We start from the raw sequence: 20,026 nt of genomic DNA, 5'->3' as shown, positions 1-20,026 counted from the left end.
GAGGTTGCCGTGGACGCCGTGAGGACCAGTGCCGTGGACAGGCGCCATCACTCCTTTTGCGGTGGTGCCGCGGGCACCGCCGATGAACGTGCGGTCGGGCACGGACCGGGAAGACAACCGAACGGGCGTGCAGGGAGGTGCGGGAAACAACGAGACAGGCTAGCCGATCCCCCGGAGCCGCCCGAACGGCTCGTTCGCAACCGTCCGGCGTCGTCGAACGTCCCACGTTTTACCAGATCAACGGGCGGTCACCGGGATCGATACGGCTGCCGACCCCACCCGTTCGGTTTTTCGTGGGGTTCTCGTCGTATTCGTTAGGATCGGCCGAGTCGGTCCCGACGGTCCCCCGTCCGGTGACCGTCCCAGCTTCCCGTCCCACACCCGCCCGGAGGTGACCGCTTGTCCGCGACCGAAGTGCCCGATATCAGCGTCGTAGTGATCGTCTACAACGACGCCCGACGGTTGGTGCACGCGGTCGCATCGGTGCTCGGCCAGACCCTCGCCAATCTCGAGGTCGTCATCGTCGACGACCACAGCACCGACGACAGCTTCGCCGTGGCCGAGCGGTTCGCGACCGAGCATCCGGGCAAAGTGCGTGCCATCCGCCTGCCGGAGAACAGCGGGGGATGCAGCCGGCCGCGCAACGTGGGCATCGACGCCGCCCGCGGCACCTACGTGATGTTCCTCGACAGCGACGACGTCCTGGACCGGCACGCCTGCAAGAACATGCTGGTGGCCGCCGACGAGACCGCTGCCGACCTGGTCTCCGGGTTGTGCGTGCGGGTGCATCTGGACAAGCGGAACAAGGTCACCGAGTGGTACCCGGCGCTGTATCGCGAGCGTGCGGTGCTCTCCTCGGTGGCCGAGAAGCCGGAGTTGTTGTACGACACGCTATCGACCAACAAGTGCTACCGGCGGGCGTTCCTCAACAGCGCCGAGTTGCGCTTTCCCGAGGGCTATCACTACGAGGACCTGCTCTTTTCCGCGCGGGCCTATCTCGCGGCGTCGAAACTGACCCTGATCCCGAGCACGATCTACCACTGGAACGTGGTGGAGAAGGCCGAGAAGCTGTCGATCTCGAACCGGCGCAACGAGATCAGCAACTTCATCGACCGGGTGCGGATCCATCAGCTCATCGACGACGAGTTGCGAGCGCGCGGCGAGGTGGAACTCAAGCTCCTCAAGGACCGCAAGTTCATCCAGCACGACCTGGTGCTCTACCTGTGGGGCCTGCCCTTCCAGACCGAGGAGGAGCGCGACGGCTTCATCGCCGTGGCCCGGCCCTACCTGGAGACGCTGGACCCCCGGGCCTTCGTGGAGGCCAACCAGATCCCGGCGATCGCCGCCTATCTCGTGTTGCGCGACGACCGGGTGAACCTGATCCCGGCGATCGACTTCGTGCTGAACCGGAGCAAGATCACCTCGCCGCTGCACCTCGAGGGCGACCGGGTGTACTGGTGTGCCGGGCACCTCGACGACGAGTTGGGCCGGCAGGTCCTGGACGTCACCGACACGATGCCGTGGACCAAGCCGCTGAAGTCGCTGTGGCTGGGCAACGAACTCACCTCGGTGAGTTCGGTGGACGGCGTGGTGCGGATGTCCGGCGTGATCGTCAATCCGGTCGAACGCATCGGCCCCGACGCGAAGTTGTCCGCGCACTTCGAGTTCCTGCCCCGGCGCAAGAAGCTCGCCCCGCTCGCGGTGCGGCGCCCGGTGCAATCGATCCGGTACACCCCTGAGGGAATCGTGTGGGAGGCCGAGGTCGACCTCGCCGACACCATCCATCCCATCGGGCTGATCGACCCGGTCTGGGACGTCCGGCTGATCATGTCGGTGGACGGCGAGAAGGTCACCACCCGGATCTTCGGCACCTCGATCCCCGAGCACGTGCAGTCGTTGCCCGCCCGACCCCGGCTGAGCCGACTCGCCGGGGACCAGTTCTCCCTGCACATCACGTCCAAGGGGCACCTGGCCTTCGAGCTGATCGCCGAGGGTTCGGCCGCACGGCGCAGCGACGAGTTGTTGACCAGGGCGGTGCAGAGCCGGGCCGGCGTCAAGGCCCGGGGCATCCTGCGCACCCAGTTGCGCCAGACCGGCGCGCGCAAGCGCAAGCTGCTGCGGATGGGCCGCGAGGTGCTGGGGCAGTTGCCGGTGCGCAAGGGCACCGCGGTGTTCGAGAGCCACCTGGGCAAGCAGTATGGCGACAGTCCGCGCCACATCTACGAGGAGTTGCGCCGCTCGGGCGCGCCGATCAAGGTGACCTGGGTCTACGCGGAGAGCAAGGCCGGGTTCCCGGCCGACGCAACGCTCGTCAAGCGCGGTTCGTGGGCTTACTACAAGGCGCTCGCGCAGGCCGAGTTCTGGGTCGACAACCAGGGCTTTCCCGGGGACGCGGTGAAGAATCGCGGCACCACCTACATCCAGACCTGGCACGGTTCGGCGCTCAAGCGCATGGGCTTCGACATGCCCTCGGTGAAGCACTCGGGCGAGGCCGAGCAGCGGCGTCTGCAGGAGATGGTCGATCGGTTCGACCACTTCGTGGTGCGCTCGGAGCACGACGTGCGCACGCTGGTCCGGGGCTACCGGCTCAAGTGCGAGATCCTGCGGATCGGGTATCCGCGCAACGACGCGCTGATCGACGGCGAGGCGAACCGCGCACAGGTCGCGGCGCTGCGCGAGCAGTTGGGCCTGGCGGGCGACGAGCGTCGGGTGGTGCTGTACGCGCCGACGTTTCGGCAGGAGGAGGACGGTTCGATCACGCCGTTCACGCTGCCGTTCGATCCGGCCCGGTTCGTCGAGGAGTTCGGCGATCGTTTCGTGTTGCTCGTGCGTACGCACTATCTGAACACGGTGATGTTGCCGCCGTCGCTGGCCGACCACGTCAAGGACGCCTCGACGGTGCCCGACGTGACCCAACTGCTGCAGCTGACCGACGTGTTGATCACGGACTACTCGTCGCTGATGTTCGACTACGCGTTGCTCGACCGGCCGATGGTGTTCTTCACCTACGACTACGACGCGTACACCCGCCAGTCCCGGGGCGCGTACTTCGACCTCGCCGAGACGGCTCCCGGGCCGCTGGCGTACGACGAGGACCAGCTCTTCGGGCATCTTCGCGAACTCGACGCCGCCGCCCCGGAGTACGCGGAGCGTCGGCGGGACTTCGTGGAGTCCTACGGCGAATACGACCACGGCACCGCGGCGAAGACCATCGTCGAACGTTTCTTTCTCGGCAAGGAATCACAGTGAGCGACGTCGAGACCGTGCGAGCGCACCCGTCGCGGGACGTCTTCATCGTCTGCAACAACATCGAGGAACTCGGCGGGTTGCAACGTTGGGCGCACCACACCGCCGCGATGTTGACCGAGGCCGGGCACACCGTCACGCTGATCGGCGTGGTGCACCCGGAGCAGATCCACGACTACGGCCGGGACCTGCCGTACCGCACGATGTACCTGCACGAGGAGCATCCGCCGTCGGCGTGGAGCCCGCGCACGGTGCGCGACCGGTTGAACGTGGGCGCGCAACGCCGTGAGGCGCTGCGCAAGGCGTCGGTGCAGCAGGCCGCGGACCGGCTGACCGGGCTGTTCCGCCGGGCCCGGCCGGGCGGCATCGTGATCGTGCCGCAGGTGTGGGCGATGGAGTGGGTCGGCCTCAGCGACACCGCCGGGCTGCGGGTGATCGGGATGAGCCACGAGTCGTTCGAGGCGTCCGCCGCCTCCTCCCGGCACCGGCGGGTCAAGAAGTACTTCGCCGGGGTCGACCGGCTGCTGCTGCTGACCGCCGAGGACGCCGACGCGTGGAGCCGGGACGGGCTCAACAACACCGACTTCATGCCCAACCCGCTGCCGATAGAGCCTCGGGAGTTCACCCCCCGGTCGAGCCGGGTGGTGGTGAGCCTGGGTCGGTTCTCCTTCGAGAAGGGCTACGACCTGCTCTTGGAGGCGTGGGCGCTGGTCGCGCCGCGGCATCCGGACTGGACACTGCGGCTGTACGGCGCCGGTCCCGAGGACGCCCGGCTGCGGGCGCAGACCTGGACGCTGGGCGTGCACGACAGCGTGGAGTTCCCCGGGCGCACCTCGGACATCGAGGGCGCGTTGGCCGACACCTCGGTGTTCGCGCTGTCCTCCCGGGCGGAGGGGTTCCCGATCTCGCTGCTCGAGGCGATGGCGATGGGTGTGCCCAGTGTCGGCTTCGACTGCGCGCCGGGTGTGCGGGAGATCATCACCGACGACGGCAACGGCCTGCTGATCCCGCGTGGGAACACCGAGGAGTTCGCGCGCGGCCTCGACCGGCTGATGAGCGACCAGAGCCTGCGGGATCGGCTGGGCAAGCAGGGCCTGGCGGACGTCCTGCGGTTCTCCCCCGAGGCGATCCTGGAGCGCTGGGAACAGCTGTTCGTCTACGTCTATCGCTGAGCCGGATCCGCCGCGGACCTCAGGGTGAGGCCCGGCGGCGCCGGATCCGGGCGTCCAGCACCTCGCGCACCCCGCCCACGCCGCCCGCGAAGCGGATCGCGAGCGAACCGCTCGCGGTGGCGTAGAACTGGGCGAGCGCGAGCCCGTGCCGCAGGTCCGGCTGGACCCGGCGGCCGAGCCCGGCACCGGCGGCGACCTTGGTCTCCAGGTGGGTGCCGTCGCGCAGGTGGACCACGGCCCACACGTCCCACACGGTGAACGGCTCGCCCGTGGACAGCAGCGTGTTGTCCAGGCCGATGGTCGTGCTCCAGGAGCCGCCGTCGGGATCGACCGACTCCTCGTGGAGCACGCCCGTGCCGGCGCCGGCGACCCGCACGGCCTCGCCGTGTCGGTCGCGCAGTTCCAGCTCGATCCGGTGCGGACGTCCCGGACGCAGGCGCTCGTACAGGTCGCGCACGCTCACGTCGAGCACGCTGCGGCGGCCGGCGTGCACCGTGGCCCGTACCTCGACGGGCAGTTCGGCGGTCGGGATCGCGGCGAGGCCGTCCAGTTCCACCGCGGGAGCGCGGTCGTCCCACACCGGCACGCCGTCGCGCTCGCGCAGCGGACCGGTGAGCCGGGGCGGGTCGGCCGCGAGCCGGGACAAACGCAGCAGGTCGACCGGCTCCTCCCGCGCGCGCACCACCGCCGCCGCCCAGCGCGCGGCCGGCCGGGCGAGGGCGAGCGCGCGCGGGTCGAACCCGGCCAGGTGGGCGCGGGTGGAGGACCACCACTCGGCGCGATACGCCTCGTCGCGCGCGTGCAGGTCGCGCAGGTAGAGCGGCAGATCGTGGTCGACGAACTTGGTCTCCGCGACGAGCCGCAACTCCGGAACGGGGTCCAGGATTTCGAGCACCTGGCGGTGTGCGTCCAGCCGGTCGAGCCAGTTGCGCACCCGGTCCCGGCGCAGCGAGATCGACGGGTCGCCCGCCGCGCGTCGCACATGCCAGGTGTAGACGTCGTCGGTGATCACCACGAAGCGCGGCCCGGCCGCGTACACCCGGGCGGTGAAGACGAAGTCCTCGTAGTGCGCGGCGCCGTCGGGGAAGCGGATGTCGTGCTCGATCAGGAACGCGCGGCGGTACGCCTTGTTGACGGAGAGCGTGTCCCACACCGTCCGCGGTCGGCCCGCCAGGCCGTCGAACACGCCGGGGCGGGCGAACAGGTCCGGCTGCCACGGCACGTCGCGCACCCGCGGCAACTCGCGGCGTACGCACCGGCCGGCGACCACGTCGGCACCCTCCCGGACACCGGCGTCCACCAACGCGGACACCGCGCCGGGCGGCAGTACGTCGTCGCTGTCCAGGAAGACGATCCAGTCGGCCCGTGAGGCGTCGACGCCGTCGTTGCGCGGGGTGCCGCAGCCGCCGCTGTTGACGCTCCGTCGGATCACCCGGACCCGGGAGTCCTCGGCGGCCAGGCGGTCGGCGACGGCCGCCGAGGCGTCGGTGGAGGCGTCGTCGACGATGGTCACCTCGGTGACCGCCGGGCCCTGGGCCAGCGCCGAGCGCACCGCGTCGGACAACAGGGCCGCGTCGTCGTAGACGATCACCACGACGCCGACCCGGACCTGCTCGACCATGGTGCTACTCCCTGTCCGGGTTGTTCGTCGGGTTGGTCACCGGCACCTGTACCGGGGCCGGGGACTTGGCCTTGGACTTGCACCCGTTCGCGGGGAACGGGATCACCGGCACCGGGGCGGGCTCCTTGCCGGGCGCGGGCGCGGCCACCGGCTCGAAGCGGTAGCCGCATCGGGTCGGGTTGCTGAACAGCACGTCCAGGCCCAGCTCCGGCCGGTCCCGGCGGATCCGCTGCACGGTGTCGAGGGTGACCGGGTCGTTGGTCATCACCCGGATCGGGGTGCCCGGGAACTGCCGGGTGATCCGGTCCTTGAGCGCCGCCGGGCTCTCCTGGGTGCCCAGCGGCGGCTTGACCGGCCAGGCGACGCCGAGGTTGCGCTGCATCACGTCGACCCACAGGGTGCCGTAGTAGTTGGCCTCCCAGTCGTTGCGCATCTGCAGGATGGTGGCCTTGCCGTCGGGATCGGGCTGGGCCTGGACGGCGGCGAGCACGGCCCGGGCGAGCTTGGGGTGGTCCATGCCCTTGAGGAAGTAGCTCACGCCCCAGCTGTAGTCCTTGCCCGGCTTGCGCCACACGTAGCGGTCGGGGTTGGCGTTGCAGGCGATGGTCACGGTGACCGCCAGGGCGAGTGGGACGGCGGTCCACGCGTTGGCGAACGCCGGCCTCGGCCGCCGGCCCGGGCGGAAATATCCGGGCTGGTAGCGCGGCACCACCAGCCAGGTGGCGCCGAGGCACACCAGCGCGACCACGAACAGCTGGTGGAGCAGCTTCTCGTAGTAGTAGGAGGTCTCGCCGATCACCGCGGTCTGGTACAGGAACATCAGCGCGACTATCCCGACGGCCCCGAGCATCCACAGGATCACCCGCCGGCGCACCGGGTGCCGCCACGCGTACCTCGACGCCAGGCCGAGTCCGACCAGGAAGACCAGCAACATCAGCAGGTGCCGGTTGGTGGGGCTGATCCCGCCCGCGGCGTTGACCGCCTCCGACTTGCTCGCGTACTTCCAGTTGACCACCGGCACGATGAGCGCGCCCACGGCGGTGATCACGGCGACCACCGCGGTGAGCAGCCGGCGCTCCAGCAGCTGCTTGCGGTAGCCGATCAGCCAGACCAGGAGCATGGCCCCGGCCAGCGGCAGGAACAGGTAGTAGGTGAACGACAGCGCGATGGTCAGCGAGGCGAGCACGCACAGTTGCTCGCGCAACCGCGACAGCGGGCGGGCGACCACCGCGACCAGGATGGCGAGCAGCGCGAGCCCGGCGAACTCGCTCGGGAAGCCACGCAGGAACATCGCCATGCCGTCGCCGAAGTACAGGTAGGCGGCGGCGGCCGAGGCAAGCACGAGGTAGCGCCACGGGGACAGCGCGGTGCCGGCGACCCAGCGCATCGACCACATGACCGCGAAGATCATCAGGACGAAGGTGGCCGCGTAGAAGTAGACGAAGTGGTTCATCGCCTCCTGGCCGGAGCCCGCCCCGGTGCCCGCCCGCCAGAAGTTGTCGAACAGGCCCATCGCGAAGTGGCTGCCCTGCGGGTACGCGGTGAGGTCGTCGGTCAGGCCCGCCTTGAGGTCCGGGCGGTGCATGAACGTGTAGCCGCCGGCGGTGCGGATGCCGTCGTAGAGCGCGAAGTGCCGGCCCAGGTCCTCGGCGACCGCGATCAGCGAGATCCTGCCGACCAGACCGCGGCCCAGGTAGGGCCACAGGGTCAGGAAGGTGATCACCCCGGTCAGCCCGACGGTGAGCAGGTCGGGCAGGGTGCCCAGACGCGGCAGCTCGGGACGGCGCCGCAGCAGTGCGGCGACCAGCACCAGGACGCTGAAGCCGAGCCCGGAGACCGGCACCGGGTGCAGCCCCCACGGCCATGCCGAGAAGAGCAGGCCGGCCACGCACATCGCGCCCGCGGTCAGCGCGAACGCGAGCACCAGGCGGTCCAGGACGGTACGTCCGGCCCGCAGCAGCGAGGCGACCAGCGCGAGGAAGACGAACGGCAGGACGATGGTGGCGTGCGCGGCGTACGCCGCGAGCGGGATCAGCCAGGACAGGGCCAGTGCGACGAGCACACCGATCGCCAGGCGCCCGCCGCCCACCGGGGACGCACCGCGCGGCGCGGCCGGTGCAGGCGTCGACAGGCTCGTCCTCGCGCTCTCTGAGACGGTCACGGATCCTCATTCAGGGCTTGCGGAAGATGACGGCTGGGCTGGGCACAGCGTATCGAGTGGGGCACGCCGCACCGAATTCACACCGGGATGAAATCCCATTTCTGCAACGGACTCTTGTCGCTCGGCGCCTGGACCACGTCCGCGCCGCCCTGTCGGGAAGCGGTCAACGCCATACCGGAATGCGCGAAGAGAAGTTCGAATCCGTCGGCGACATCACCGTGTACACGCAGCGCCTGGGCGGCGTCGAGACTGCGTTCCACCAGGCGCGCCGGGTGATTGACCTCCTTATCCGAATCGGGCATCCCGACGATCAGCTCCCCGCCGATCGGCGCCAGTCCCCAGCCGAACCTGATACCGAGCAGTTTGAAGACATTGCCCGGGGTCGACTTGGCCGGTGTCAGGGTCAACGGCGCGTTCTTCCCGTCGGCCCGTACGGCGAGTTCGAGCCGGGTCGCACGATTGACGATGCGAAAGCCGGTTCCGACATAGGGTCGACCGGCAACCTTTTCCCGGCGATCGGGCACGGGCAGCGGAATGACGAGATCCCCGCGCCATGCGTCGTTCACCTGGTAGGTCTTTCGCAGCCATGGTCCGTACACTTTGCTGCGCTTGGCGTCCGGGTCGTATTCGGTATACGTCCGAAACGCCTTCGACTTCGCCTCGATCCCGGCCGGCGTGAGGTTCGCGGGCTCCGACTCGATGGTGTAGTCGCGGAAATAGTGGACGGGCGTGGGCACGGTGTCCTGCTCGAGCGCGTACATCACCATCCGCGACACGGCCACGTGGTCCTGGTGGAAACCGCCCTCGGGCTCGGGCCTGCCGTGCAGGTCGGCAAGCGGGTCCAGGGTGTTGACCCGGTCGGGCCGGACCTCGTCGCGCACCGCGCGCAGGAACGCCACCAGCGCGTCCCGATTGAATTCCTGGACCGGAAACGTGTCCCCGGGACGGGTCTTGATCTGCATGTTCTCGGAATACAGTCCCCACATGCGCTTCGCGCCGAGCGGAGTCTTCATGAAACCGTCCGGGATCCGGGTCTCCAGCATCGAGACCCGGTCGCCGAGCGTCCACAAGGTGGCCTGTACGCCGCCGTGCTCGTAGGGCTGTTTCTTCCACTGCCCCGGCTTCATGCCCAACGCGTCGGCATAGACCCGGCGCAGGCCGGTCTCCCGATCCTGCATGAACTTCGGATAATTCGAATAATCCGAGGCCATGAAATAGATGGTGCGCACCGCGGCGCCGGCCCGCAGGTTGTCCAGGAGTTCGGGGCTCAGGAAAAGCAGGTCGTCGTCGTGATGGGCGACGACATTGAGCACCCGCTCCGCCGAGGAGGCAGGCGGCGGGGACGCCGGATGCGACGCGCCCTCATCGTCGTCCCGAAAGAATTCATAGGCGCCGCCCACACCCACGACGGCGACCAGGCCGCATCCCGAGGCGAGCACCGCCCTGCGCGAAACCGACGGCCGGGAATCCGAGTTTGTTCCCATATGAGAGAATTGTCGACCCTTCTCAATAGATCCCGTCGGGGCGTCGGTGAGTGTTCCTTCGCACACGCAGGCGGATCATGGATACCACGATCCGGCGAAAGGATTCGATTCACGCGACGTGCATCGGATCCATGGGCGCCGGCCACCTTCCGGACAGGCGATAGCGCTATTGTATGTGGCGCCCGACGGCGGCCGACTCCGTCCCCCGATGGTTCGGTTCCCCATACCTGTCGGCCAAACGGATTTACCGACATCCGGTCGACTTCGAAGGTCGCGGATGTCGCGAGAGACCATCCGGGGCGAACCCGACGATTCCGTCCGGTAAACAGGGAGAACAATCCCCATGCCAGGGTCGATCCGCGCGGGTGCACCGGCCCGCACGCGCTCGGGGCCGGGCGATCGCACTCGGGTGCACCACGCCGAATCCGCGCCGGACGCGGACGGCGAAGTCGACGACCTCCTCCGCCGGATTCGTCCAACCGGTCGATTCGCGTGCCCGCTCCCGCCCGTCGGCCGACCGTTCGACTCCTCCGACGATTCCATAGGATCCGCATTGAGCCCAGGTATCGGAAGCCCGCCCTCACGCCCCGGCGCCGGCATGGCGGCGACCGCGACGACGCACGGAATCAGCGAGAGAGAGCCCTCATGAGCAGCACCTTGAAAACGGACACGGAGGAGCGGCCGACCGAGCCCGTGCCGACTCCGCGTGCCGGCCGGCCGCCGAATTCCAAAGCCGTGCCGATGTTCGCGGGGCTCTTCGTGGGCGCCTGGGCACTGCCCGCGCTGTTCCATGTGGCCCGCCTCGACTGGTTGTCGCTGTTGCTGCTGTTCCTGGGCACCGCGTCGCTGGTGCGCGCGGGGGTCGCGCTGTTCGACCGGCTGATGATCGCGGCGCTGTTGCTGATGGGCGAATTCATCGTCGCGGGGCTGCTGTTCTCGGTCTGGCCGTGGGGCCTGAACCCGTTCGCGATGTCGGGCACCCTCCTGTCGGTGACGCTCGTGGTGGCCCTGGTCACCGGCCGCCGGCCGGTGCTGCCGCGCCGCGCGGCCTGGACCGACCTGATCGCCCCCGGCGCGGCCCTGTACGCCATGTACGAGCTGTACAAGCCGCTCTCGGGCAAGTCGCTGACCCAGCGCCTGGCCATCACCGTGATGACCGAGGACAAGCCCAGCCACTTCTCCCTGTTCGACGCGATCCACCGGGTCGGCGGTTACACCTACTTCCACGCCGACAAGGCGAGCACCTCGATGGACCCGGAGATGGCCCGGGTCTACCCGCCGGGAACCCACTTCCTGTACACGGTGCTCGACACGTTCCTGCGCTCGACCACCGACGCCGGCACCGGCACCGCCGCGTACAACCGGTACTTCCTCTACACCATCCTCGGCTACGGCTTCCTGGTCCTGGCCCTGGTCTGGGCGGCCCGCTGGATCGCCGGACCCAACCTCGCCGGCTGGCGCATCGCACTGGTGTGCTCGACGGTCGGCGGGCTCGCGGCGACCGGGCAGATGATCAGCGTGTTCACCCTCGGCCACGACTCCGCCGCGCTCGGCGTGGCCGTGCTGGTGATGACGGTAGCGGTGCTGGTGCGGCCCGCCGGGAAGGTGCGCGAACAGGTTCTCGTCGCCGCGGCGGGACTGATCACCCTGGCCTTCGTCTACAACCTGTTCGTGGTGCTCGCCGCCTGCGCGGTCCTGGCCGCCGCGGTCGTCTACTGGTCGCGCATCCGCGAGGCCCTGCTGTTCACCTCGATCGTCGCGGCGATCACCGGCGTGATCGTGCTGATCCCGATCATCGGCCCGCAGCTCACCGGCTTCAGCCAGACCAAGCAGCTCCAGGCGGCCGGCGGCATCTACCCGATGAGCCGCAACCTCGTCATCGTGTGCGTCGTGCTCGTGCTCGCCTCCCTGCTCACCCGCGCCGGCCGGCGGTCGCCGGTGTGGCGCGCGATGTCGGCGCAGATCGTGCTCGCCGCGGTCGGTGTGGCCGCGTTCGGCGCCTACCAGGTGCACACCCTCGGAGAGACCTCGTACTACTACGAGAAGGCCGTCCAGGGCCTGTACGGCCTCGGTCTGGTCGGCATCGGGGCGATCGGCCTGCTGCTGCGGCCCAACCTCGCGCCGATCCCCGCCCCGCCCCGGCTGCGTCCGCTCGCCCGCATGGTGCCGATCCTCGCCGCGGTCCTGGCCGGCGTCACGCTCGCGGGCGCCGTGCAGTTCGGCAAGATCAACGCCCGGGCCAACGCCACCGCCCCGGACACGCCCTACTCCGCCGCCTGGGCACACGGGGTCTACCGCCACGACATCGGCGTGGTCGCCCGCAAACTGCAGTCCCAGGGACTGCTGGCCAAGGGCCCCTCGACGCTCTACCTGTTCACCGACAGCAGCACCGACAACTGGCGGGTCACCTTCCTCGACTCGATCCTGCGGCGCGAACTCGGCGGACAGATCAAGACCGTCTTCGGCATCCAGTGGTTGCGCGGACTCGCCTCGTACAACGAACTCAACGCTCGCGAACGCGTGGACACCCTCAAGGAGTTGGAGAAGGTGATCGCCGACAGCCCCAAGCCGCTGCGCGTGGTGGTCACCAGCCCCTGGCTCGCCAGGGATCTGCGCCAGTTCGCCGCGAGCGACCCGAAGCTCGGCCTGCAGGTGGTGCTGATCGAGCCCGTCGAGTAGTCGATTCACGCCGACCGCCACGACCACGAAGCCGGCCACCGACGGATGTCGGTGGCCGGCTTCGGACGCGGACTCGGCCCCCGGACCCGGGGGCGGCGGCGCTCAGGCCACCGGCACGTCCTGCGGCTTGCCGCGGAAGACCCACATGCGGTACGCGAAGTAGTTGACCACGGCGTTGAAGACGACCGTGACCAGCTTCGCCACCATGTAGAACACGCCCATCCAGGCCAACACGCTCACGAAGATCACCGTGATCGCCCAGTTGACCCCGGCCAGGATGAGGTAGCGCACCATCTGGCCGCCGACCGGGGACACCGTGCTGCCGAAGGACCAGAAGCGGTTCATCGTGAAGTTGACCGCGAAGGAGGTCGCCGTGGCCAGGAACGTGGCCGCGGGCAACCAAAGGCCCCATATCCCGTGCAGGAGATACAGCAGCCCCATGTCGATCACGACACTCGCGGCGCCCGAGACCAGGAACCGAGGAAGACTATGGGTCAACAGAGCGGCCCACCGGCTCTGCGGCTCAGGGATGTTGCCCTCGGTGGAACGCTCGGTAGCTGTCACGAAGCCAGAGTATAGAGACCTCTACGCCCGTCGAAACTCCGCCCGCAGACCAACAGGTAAGGTCTTGCCGTGACAACCGATGCCGCCCCGGTGCACACCCCGGGACCGACGCAGGACCCCCACCACGAACGAAGGTCGACCGTCTCCCGGCGCTTGTCGGGACCCGTCCGGCATTGGCTGCTCGCCTTCGTGGGCTTCCTTCTCCTGGGCAGCGCCTGGGCGCTGGCCGCACCGTACGACGGCACCCCGGACGAGATGCAGCACATCATCCGGGCGGCGGGGGTCGCGCAGGGCGAGTTCGCCCCCACTCCCACCGACGCCGACACCGGCACCGGCGCCTTCCAGAACGTACCGCGCAGCCTGGTCCGCAAGAACTGCTGGGCATTCAAGGAGGAGCAGCCCGCCTCCTGCGCCCGGGAGCCCGGCGGCGACAAGAGCCTGGAGCGCACCGCGACCCGGGCCGGCCGCTACAACCCGGTCTACTACGCCGCAGTCGGCTGGCCGCTGCGGGTGTCGCCGGACTGGACCGGCATCCTGCTCGCCCGACTGATCAGCACCACGATGGTCGCGGCACTGCTGGCCACCGCCGCCTACAGCGTCGTGCACTGGACCCGGCACCGACTGCTGCTCGCGGGCGTGCTGGCGGCCACCACCCCGATGACCCTGCACCTGTCGGGCGCGATCAACCCCAACGCGCTCGAAATCGCGGCGGGCACCGCGCTGTTCTGCGCGCTGGTGCCACTGCTCCTGGAACCGGGCGCGAAGCTGCGGCGATCGGCGCTGGTGGTGGCCGGGATCTCGGGGGTGATCCTGTGCACGCTGCGGTCGGTGGGCCCGCTGTGGCTGGTGGTGGCGCTGGCCGCCCTGGTGATCCCGACCCGCCGCACGCTGCTGAACTCGCTGCGCCGCTCGAAGCCCGCCCTGTGGGCCGGCGGCGCGATCGTACTCGCCGCCGTCGCCGGTGCCGCGTGGACGGTGGGGATGAAGGCGAGCCAGCTCGGCAGCGTGGGCGACCACACCCACATCACCTTCCGCCAAGCGGTGCGCTTCGAGATCGTCGGACGATCGGGCGACTACCTCAAGGAGATGGTGGGCGTCACCTCGTGGCTGGACATGTCCGCGCCGCAACCGGCCTACACGGTGTGGTACATGGTGCTGGGCGTGCTGGTGGTCGCCGGTGTCGCGTTCGGCTCCTGGACCGACCGCTGGCGGATGTTCGTCCTGGTGGCCGTGGTCTTCGGCTTCCCCACGCTGACCGACGCGATGGGCGTGAACAAGTACGGCTTCGTGGCGCAGGGCCGCTACATGCTGCCGATCGCCGTCGGGGTCCCGATCCTGGCCGCGTTCGCGCTCTCGCGCCGCGAGGTGTTCGGGGCCCGGCGCGACGCCACGCTGATCCGGACCTTCGCGATCGTGCTGATGCCGCTCCAGTTGGTGTTCCTGTGGTTCACCATGATCCGGTGGCAGCACGGCTGGACGAGCACCCCGCGCGGGATGACCCTGAACGCGTTCGCGGGCCCGTGGCATCCGCAGGTCGGCTCGGTGGTACCGGTGGTGTTCGCGCTCCTCGGCGGCGCCGCGATGATCGCCTACTGCTGGACGGTCACCCGGGACCGGAACCTGCCCCGCGAGGTCGCGGCCGGCTGAACGGCCGCGACCCGCAAGCGAGTTCGGCCCGTCACGCGGTGTGGCGGGCCGAACCGAAGGTGTGTCGGGCCAACTTGCGCACGCCCTCGCGGTTACCGCTGCGCACCATCATCGGCATCATCGTGAGCGCGTGCAGCCGGGACGACATGTGCTTGCGGGCGACCCGGGCCGCCTCGTGCCAGCCGTGCCGCTCCATGCGCTCCGCGACGTCCAGGAAGAAGCCCCGCTCCTCGACGAACCGGCGCCCGTCGAACGCCTGGAGGGCCGACTCGCTGACCGCGTGCCGGCGATACTGGAAGCAGACCGCGTCGGTCGCCACCAGGTCCTCGCCGCGCTGCAACAGGTCCAGGACCAGCGCGAGATCCTGGATCACGTGCAGGTCCTCGCGGAAGTTGATCGCCTTGACCGCCTCGGTGCGCCAGCACACCGACGGGAAGTAGAGCCAGTTGCCGCGCAGCAGGCTGACCGCCAGGCGTTCGCCGCCCAGGCGCCGGCTGCCCTCGATCTTCGGCGCGTACAACCGCCGCTTGGTCTGGTCGACCAGGGTCTTGGTGGGCAACCCCCGGCCGTCGATCACCTGTACGCCGGGCTGGACCATGCCCGCCTCGGGGTAGCGCCGCAGCACGTCACGGATGGTGGCGATGTAGTTCGGCAGGAAGACGTCGTCACAGCCCATCATGACCATGTGGTCCTGCTCGGCGAGCTCCACGCACTTGCGGAAGTTGCCGGTGACGCCGAGGTTCTTCTCGTTGCGCAGGTAGACGATCCGGTCGTCGTCGAGCGCGGCGAACCACTCCGGCACGCCCTTCTCCCGACCGTCGTCCACCACGGTCAGCCGCCAGTTGCGGTCGGTCTGCGCGAGCACGCTGCGCACCGCGTGCTGCATCAGCCCCACGTCGCCGTAGTACGGCATCATCACGTCGATCGTGTGGACCTGCCGTTCGTCGGCCCCTCCCTCGAGTGTCGTCTCGGCGAGACGGACGGTTTCAGAAGGGCCATCGGCGCACTCGCGCACCCTGAACTCCCGGCTATCGATCCCAACGGGCACGAGACGTCCTCGTAGGCCACCCACACGACGCGATCGATCCTACTCACCCCGCGGCGCGCCCCCGACGGGGTTCGCCACCGCCCGCACCGGCGACGCGGTACGCGCCGGCGCCGGAAAGCGCCGAGCGCCGGACCGCAACATCAGCGCCATCAGCAGGGCGGTGGCGGCGGTGGCCGCGGCGAAGGCGATCTCCACCCGGACCCGGATGTCCCCGGGCAGGCAGGTGATCGCCACCAGCACCGCGGTGCCACCGATCCAGGCGACGAGTTGGGCCCGATGGCGGTTCATCGCCATCACGCCTTGGCCCAGCACCATGGCCAGCATGTAACACAGCGTGCCCGCCGAGAACCACGCGAAGTCCAGCGGGCCCAGGACGTCCTTCGGGGCGTTGAAGAACACCCGGATGATCCACGGGCCGAGCACCGTGGCGCCCAGCCCACCGGCCACGCCCAGCGCGCTCACCACGAGGCAGGCCCGGGTGATCAGTCCGCGGAACGCGCCACGATCGCCGTCGGTGAAGGTCCGGGACAGGCCCGGCAACAACGACGCCTGGAGCGAGCCGAAGACGAACAGCGGCACCCGGGCCAGGATCAGCGCGCTGAGCAGCGCGGTGACCAGCGCGGTCTGCTCGGGTTCGAGCAGCTTGACGCTGAGCACCGCGGTGTTGACCATCAGCTGCGCGAGCAGCGTCGAGACGATCAGCAGGCCGAGGCCGCGGTACAACTCCCGCCACGCGAGCACCGCGCCGGGCCGGGCGGCACGCAGCACCGGCCGCAGCGTGGCCAGCGTGGCCAGGATCGGGGCGACGGTCAGGATCAGCGAGAACAGCAGCGGCGAGTGGCTGCCAGCCGCGCCGAGCGCGATCGCGAATACGATCCGCAGCCCGCCGTCCAGGGCCAGCTGCGTGCCGTAGGCGGTGAACGCGCCGTGTCCGGCGAGCACGCCGCGGGTGACCGAGACCACGGCCAGACCGACGAACGCGCCGCCCAGCGCCACCAGCAGCTGCCGGTCGCCGTCGAAGAGCCGGTCGGCCATCGGGCCGGACGCGGCGGCGAGCAGCACCAGCACGGCGAGCAACAGCCCGCCGGCCAGCACGGCGCCGCGCCGCAGTACCGGCGCGGTGCCCGAGCCCTCGGCGGCCCGGGCAGCGACGATCCTGGTGATCTCCTGTTCGACCGGGAAGAACAGGCCGAGCCCGATCGAGAAGATGATGGTCCACAACACCGAGACCCCGGACATGTCGTCCGGGTTCAGCGAGTGGCCCGCGATCGCCAGATGTACATAGGAAGCGCCACCGAGGACGACCATGCCGGCGCCCACGAGGAGGGTGCCCTGGGGCAGCGCGCGGATCGCCCGCAGCAGCAGCGTCTTCATCGGCGGGCGATCGCCAACAGCAGGGTGATGAACGCGCGGCCGAGGTAGATCATCGCCTTGGCGGGGGAATGGCTGGGCGTGCCGGCCTGGCGGGCCCGCATCGCCACCGGGACCTGCATCACCTTGTGCTTGAGGCGGATCACCCGGACCGTGGTCTCGACCGTGTCGCCCAGGTACTCGACCGGATACCACTCGGCGAACAGCCGGATGATGTCGCGGTTGCAGGCGCGAAAGCCCGACGTGGTGTCGGTGAGCTTGGTCTTGGCCATCCTCGACAACACGCCCGAGAGCATGACCATGGTCCACTTGCGCGGGCCGCGTACGGTGTAGTCGCCCTCGCCGGCGAAGCGCGCGCCGATGACCAGCGACGCCTCGTCGAGGTGATCCACCAGCTTGGGGACGTAGCGGGGGTCGTGCTGACCGTCCGCGTCGATCTGGATCGCCACGTCGTAGTCGTTCTCGTACGCGTAGCGGTAGCCCAGCCGCATCGCGCCGCCGACGCCGAGGTTGTACGGCAGTCGGGACACCGTGGCGCCGGCCGCGCGGGCGACCTTCGCGGTGTCGTCGGTCGAGCCGTCGTCGACGACGAGGAGGTCGACCTCGGGCAGTTCGCCGCGGACCTCGCGGATCACGTCCGCGATCGACGCGGACTCGTTCCACGCGGGGATGATGATCAGGACCCGCTTGTTGTTAATCATTTGCGCGTTCCCGCTCGGCCGACTCGGTACGGATGAGGGCGATGGCTGCCGTGCGTTCCTGCTCGGCCAGTTGGGTCCGGATCAGGGCCACCTCTTCGGCGAGCGAACGGGTTTCCTCCTCCAACCGACTCGATTCCCAGCTCAGGTGAATACACACGAGGAGCAGGAAGACGAAGCCGAGGAAGAGGACGAGGCTGACACCCGATCGCACACCCGCGGTGGTGGCCACCGAGTCGAGCATCTTCGGGAACGCGCCGAGCGGTACCACGATCAAGCCGACGACGAGCCACAACACCGCGTACTTTTCACGCAGTTGGCGTCGCCTCAGCAGTTCAAGGATGACGACGACCACCAGCAAGCCGGCAATCGCGGTGACAATCGTAAGTTTCATGACACGCTCGATTTTTGATCAGTCGGGCCGCAGGGCGACGAACCCCGGGCGATCCAATGCCTGTGCAAGCATGTCCCGCCAGTCGGCCATGGGCGACAGTCCGGCATCGGCCCACCGGTCGTGGGCGAGCACACTGTAGGAAGGACGCTTGGCGGGGCGCGTGAAGTTCTCGGATGTTGTCGGACGAACGCGGTCGGCGTCCAGCCCCGCCCCGGCGAATGTGGCCCGCGCGAGGTCGTACCAGGTCGCCTGCCCCGAAGCCGTGCCGTGATAGATCCCCGCCGGCGCGCGGCCGGACAGCGCGGCCTCGCCGAGACGGACCACCCGCTCCGCCAGCGCGGCCGACCAGGTCGGCTGACCGAGTTGATCGTCGACGACGTCCAGGGTGTCGCGGTCGGCCGCCAGTGTCAGCATGGTGGAGACGAAATTCCGCCCGTGTTCGCCGTACAGCCACGCGGTGCGGACGATGTAGCCGTCGGTGGGCAGCACGTCGGCGACGAGTCGCTCGCCGACCAGCTTGCCCCGTCCGTACGCGTTCAGCGGTGCGGTGGGCGCGTCCTCGGGATACGGCGCGGTGCCGTCGCCGCCGAAGACGTAGTCGGTGGAGATCTGGATCAGCCGTGCGCCGTGTACGGCGCAGGCCCGGGCCAGGTGACCCACCGCGGTGCCGTTGACCTCGGTCGCGGCCGGCTCGGCCGTCTCCGCGCCGTCCACATCGGTCCACGCCGCGGCGTTGACGACGATGTCGTGTCCGGCCGTCGCGGCCAGGACCGCGGCGGCGTCGGTGATGTCGAGGTCCTTGCGGGCGACGGCGGTGACCACCGCGCCGGGGACCTCGTCCAGGACGGCGAGCAGATCGCGTCCGAGCATTCCGTGTGCTCCGGTGACGAGCCAGCGCCGGCCGTCCACCGAGGTGGTCAAAGCGCCGCCTTGAGCTGCAGTGGCTCCCACCACGCACGGTTGTCGCGGTACCACGCGACGGTCGATTCGAGACCTTCTTCAAAGGACACGCGTGGAGTGTAGCCAAGCTCGTCGCGCAGCTTGTCGATGCTCAGCGAGTAGCGCCGATCGTGGCCCTTGCGGTCCTCGACGTGGTCGACGCTGTCCCAGTCCGCGCCGCACGCGGCGAGCAGACGGCCCGTCAGTTCCTTGTTGGTGACCTCGGTGCCACCACCGATGTGGTAGACCTCGCCGGCGCGCCCGGAGCGCATCACCAGGTCGATGCCCCGGCAGTGGTCCGAGACGTGCAGCCAGTCCCGGATGTTGCCGCCGTCGCCGTACAGCGGCACCCGCTTGCCGTCGAGCAGGTTCGTCACGAACAGCGGGATCATCTTCTCCGGGAACTGGAAGTGACCGTAGTTGTTCGAGCAGCGCGTCACCACGACGTCCATGCCGTGGGTGCGGTGGTACGCCAGCGCCAGCAGGTCGGACGCGGCCTTGCTGGCCGAGTACGGGGAGTTGGGCGCCAGCGGCCAGTCCTCGGTCCACGAGCCGACCTCGATCGAGCCGTAGACCTCGTCGGTCGAGACGTGCACGAAGCGGCCGACGCCGTGCTTGCGGGCAGCGTCCAGCAACACCTGGGTGCCCAGCACGTTGGTGACGACGAACGGTCCCGAGCCCGCGATCGAGCGGTCGACGTGCGACTCGGCGGCGAAGTGCACCACGACGTCGTGTCCGGGCATCAGCTGGTCCACCAGGTCGGCGTCGCAGATGTCGCCCTCGACGAACGTGTAGAGCGGGTCGGCGGCCACGGACGCCAGATTTGCCACGTTGCCCGAGTAGGTGAGCTTGTCCAGGATGGTCACCCGGGGTTTGTCCTGCGAGGTTGCGTCACCGGACAACAGATTTCGAACGAACTCGGAGCCGATGAATCCGGCTCCACCGGTGATCAGGATCCTCATGGACACGGGAGTCTACCGATCCCCGAACGCGCAGAGCCTA

The 20,026-nt window shown here is 69.3% G+C and carries 14 protein-coding genes; 4 read left to right on the top strand and 10 right to left on the bottom strand.

Going from position 1 to position 20,026, the window contains the following annotated elements:
- Nucleotides 1-399: 399 nt before the first annotated feature.
- Both ACFXKZ_RS39945 and ACFXKZ_RS39940 read left to right on the top strand, forming a co-directional pair.
- The gene (locus ACFXKZ_RS39945; RefSeq protein WP_380008759.1) at nt 400-3,249 is read left to right on the top strand and encodes a CDP-glycerol glycerophosphotransferase family protein; all 2,850 of its coding nucleotides are present in this window, start codon (nt 400-402) and stop codon (nt 3,247-3,249) included.
- Nucleotides 3,246-4,418, top strand: coding sequence for a glycosyltransferase (locus ACFXKZ_RS39940; RefSeq protein WP_380008756.1), 1,173 nt, complete (start codon nt 3,246-3,248; stop codon nt 4,416-4,418). The genes ACFXKZ_RS39945 and ACFXKZ_RS39940 overlap by 4 nt, the downstream gene beginning before the upstream one ends.
- 19 nt (nt 4,419-4,437) lie before the next feature.
- Here the strand turns inward: ACFXKZ_RS39940 and ACFXKZ_RS39935 are convergent, their stop codons facing one another.
- The 3 genes from ACFXKZ_RS39935 to ACFXKZ_RS39925 form a co-directional block, all read right to left on the bottom strand.
- Nucleotides 4,438-6,039, bottom strand: coding sequence for a glycosyltransferase family 2 protein (locus ACFXKZ_RS39935; protein ID WP_380008753.1), 1,602 nt, complete (start codon nt 6,037-6,039; stop codon nt 4,438-4,440).
- Nucleotides 6,040-6,043: 4 nt separating this feature from the next.
- Complete coding sequence (locus ACFXKZ_RS39930; RefSeq protein ID WP_380008750.1) at nt 6,044-8,200, bottom strand: hypothetical protein; 2,157 nt, start codon at nt 8,198-8,200, stop codon at nt 6,044-6,046.
- Between the two features lie 77 nt (nt 8,201-8,277).
- On the bottom strand, nt 8,278-9,639 hold the full coding sequence (locus ACFXKZ_RS39925) for a PIG-L family deacetylase (protein WP_380008747.1): 1,362 nt from the start codon (nt 9,637-9,639) through the stop codon (nt 8,278-8,280).
- A gap of 690 nt (nt 9,640-10,329) precedes the next feature.
- On the opposite strand from ACFXKZ_RS39925, the gene ACFXKZ_RS39920 reads away from it, so the two are divergent.
- Complete coding sequence (locus ACFXKZ_RS39920; protein WP_380008744.1) at nt 10,330-12,363, top strand: hypothetical protein; 2,034 nt, start codon at nt 10,330-10,332, stop codon at nt 12,361-12,363.
- A 102-nt stretch (nt 12,364-12,465) separates the two neighbouring features.
- Here ACFXKZ_RS39920 and ACFXKZ_RS39915 read toward each other — a convergent pair whose 3' ends face one another.
- The gene (locus ACFXKZ_RS39915) at nt 12,466-12,927 is read right to left on the bottom strand and encodes a GtrA family protein (protein WP_380008741.1); all 462 of its coding nucleotides are present in this window, start codon (nt 12,925-12,927) and stop codon (nt 12,466-12,468) included.
- 69 nt (nt 12,928-12,996) lie between these two features.
- Here ACFXKZ_RS39915 and ACFXKZ_RS39910 point away from each other — a divergent pair, with 69 nt between their 5' ends.
- Entirely contained in the window at nt 12,997-14,574 is a 1,578-nt protein-coding gene (locus ACFXKZ_RS39910) for a DUF2142 domain-containing protein (protein ID WP_380008738.1), read from the top strand.
- A 31-nt stretch (nt 14,575-14,605) separates the two neighbouring features.
- On the opposite strand, the gene ACFXKZ_RS39905 is transcribed toward ACFXKZ_RS39910, so the two are convergent.
- The 6 genes from ACFXKZ_RS39905 to rfbB all read right to left on the bottom strand — a co-directional run bounded on the left by ACFXKZ_RS39905 (nt 14,606) and on the right by rfbB (nt 19,986).
- Nucleotides 14,606-15,490, bottom strand: a complete 885-nt coding sequence (locus tag ACFXKZ_RS39905) for a glycosyltransferase family 2 protein (protein ID WP_380008735.1) — start codon at nt 15,488-15,490, stop codon at nt 14,606-14,608.
- Nucleotides 15,491-15,661: 171 nt separating this feature from the next.
- On the bottom strand, nt 15,662-16,996 hold the full coding sequence (locus ACFXKZ_RS39900; RefSeq protein WP_380008732.1) for a lipopolysaccharide biosynthesis protein: 1,335 nt from the start codon (nt 16,994-16,996) through the stop codon (nt 15,662-15,664).
- Nucleotides 16,993-17,694, bottom strand: a complete 702-nt coding sequence (locus ACFXKZ_RS39895; protein WP_380008729.1) for a glycosyltransferase family 2 protein — start codon at nt 17,692-17,694, stop codon at nt 16,993-16,995. Before ACFXKZ_RS39895 ends, ACFXKZ_RS39900 begins: the two co-directional genes overlap by 4 nt.
- The gene (locus ACFXKZ_RS39890; RefSeq protein ID WP_078976024.1) at nt 17,687-18,085 is read right to left on the bottom strand and encodes a DUF2304 domain-containing protein; all 399 of its coding nucleotides are present in this window, start codon (nt 18,083-18,085) and stop codon (nt 17,687-17,689) included. Before ACFXKZ_RS39890 ends, ACFXKZ_RS39895 begins: the two co-directional genes overlap by 8 nt.
- Nucleotides 18,086-18,103: 18 nt before the next feature.
- Nucleotides 18,104-19,006, bottom strand: a complete 903-nt coding sequence (rfbD, locus tag ACFXKZ_RS39885; protein ID WP_380008725.1) for a dTDP-4-dehydrorhamnose reductase — start codon at nt 19,004-19,006, stop codon at nt 18,104-18,106.
- Nucleotides 19,003-19,986: a dTDP-glucose 4,6-dehydratase gene (rfbB, locus tag ACFXKZ_RS39880; RefSeq protein WP_380008722.1), complete on the bottom strand. Its 984-nt coding sequence runs from the start codon at nt 19,984-19,986 to the stop codon at nt 19,003-19,005. The genes rfbD and rfbB overlap by 4 nt, the downstream gene beginning before the upstream one ends.
- Nucleotides 19,987-20,026 lie beyond the last annotated feature (40 nt).

Source organism: Embleya sp. NPDC059237 (genome assembly GCF_042754105.1).
GTDB lineage: Bacteria > Actinomycetota > Actinomycetes > Streptomycetales > Streptomycetaceae > Embleya.
Note: the sequence above shows the minus strand (reverse complement) of the source record. Positions and strands in the feature narration are given on the sequence as shown.

Excerpts from the sequence above, each read along its gene's own strand:
- ACFXKZ_RS39935 (WP_380008753.1), bottom strand. The coding sequence starts at position 6,039 with ATGGTCGAGCAGGTCCGGGTCGGCGTCGTGGTGATCGTCTACGACGAC.
- ACFXKZ_RS39920 (WP_380008744.1), top strand. The coding sequence starts at position 10,330 with ATGAGCAGCACCTTGAAAACGGACACGGAGGAGCGGCCGACCGAGCCC.
- ACFXKZ_RS39905 (WP_380008735.1), bottom strand. The coding sequence starts at position 15,490 with ATGATGCCGTACTACGGCGACGTGGGGCTGATGCAGCACGCGGTGCGC.
- ACFXKZ_RS39900 (WP_380008732.1), bottom strand. The coding sequence starts at position 16,996 with ATGAAGACGCTGCTGCTGCGGGCGATCCGCGCGCTGCCCCAGGGCACC.
- ACFXKZ_RS39895 (WP_380008729.1), bottom strand. The coding sequence starts at position 17,694 with ATGATTAACAACAAGCGGGTCCTGATCATCATCCCCGCGTGGAACGAG.
- ACFXKZ_RS39890 (WP_078976024.1), bottom strand. The coding sequence starts at position 18,085 with ATGAAACTTACGATTGTCACCGCGATTGCCGGCTTGCTGGTGGTCGTC.
- rfbB (WP_380008722.1), bottom strand. The coding sequence starts at position 19,986 with ATGAGGATCCTGATCACCGGTGGAGCCGGATTCATCGGCTCCGAGTTC.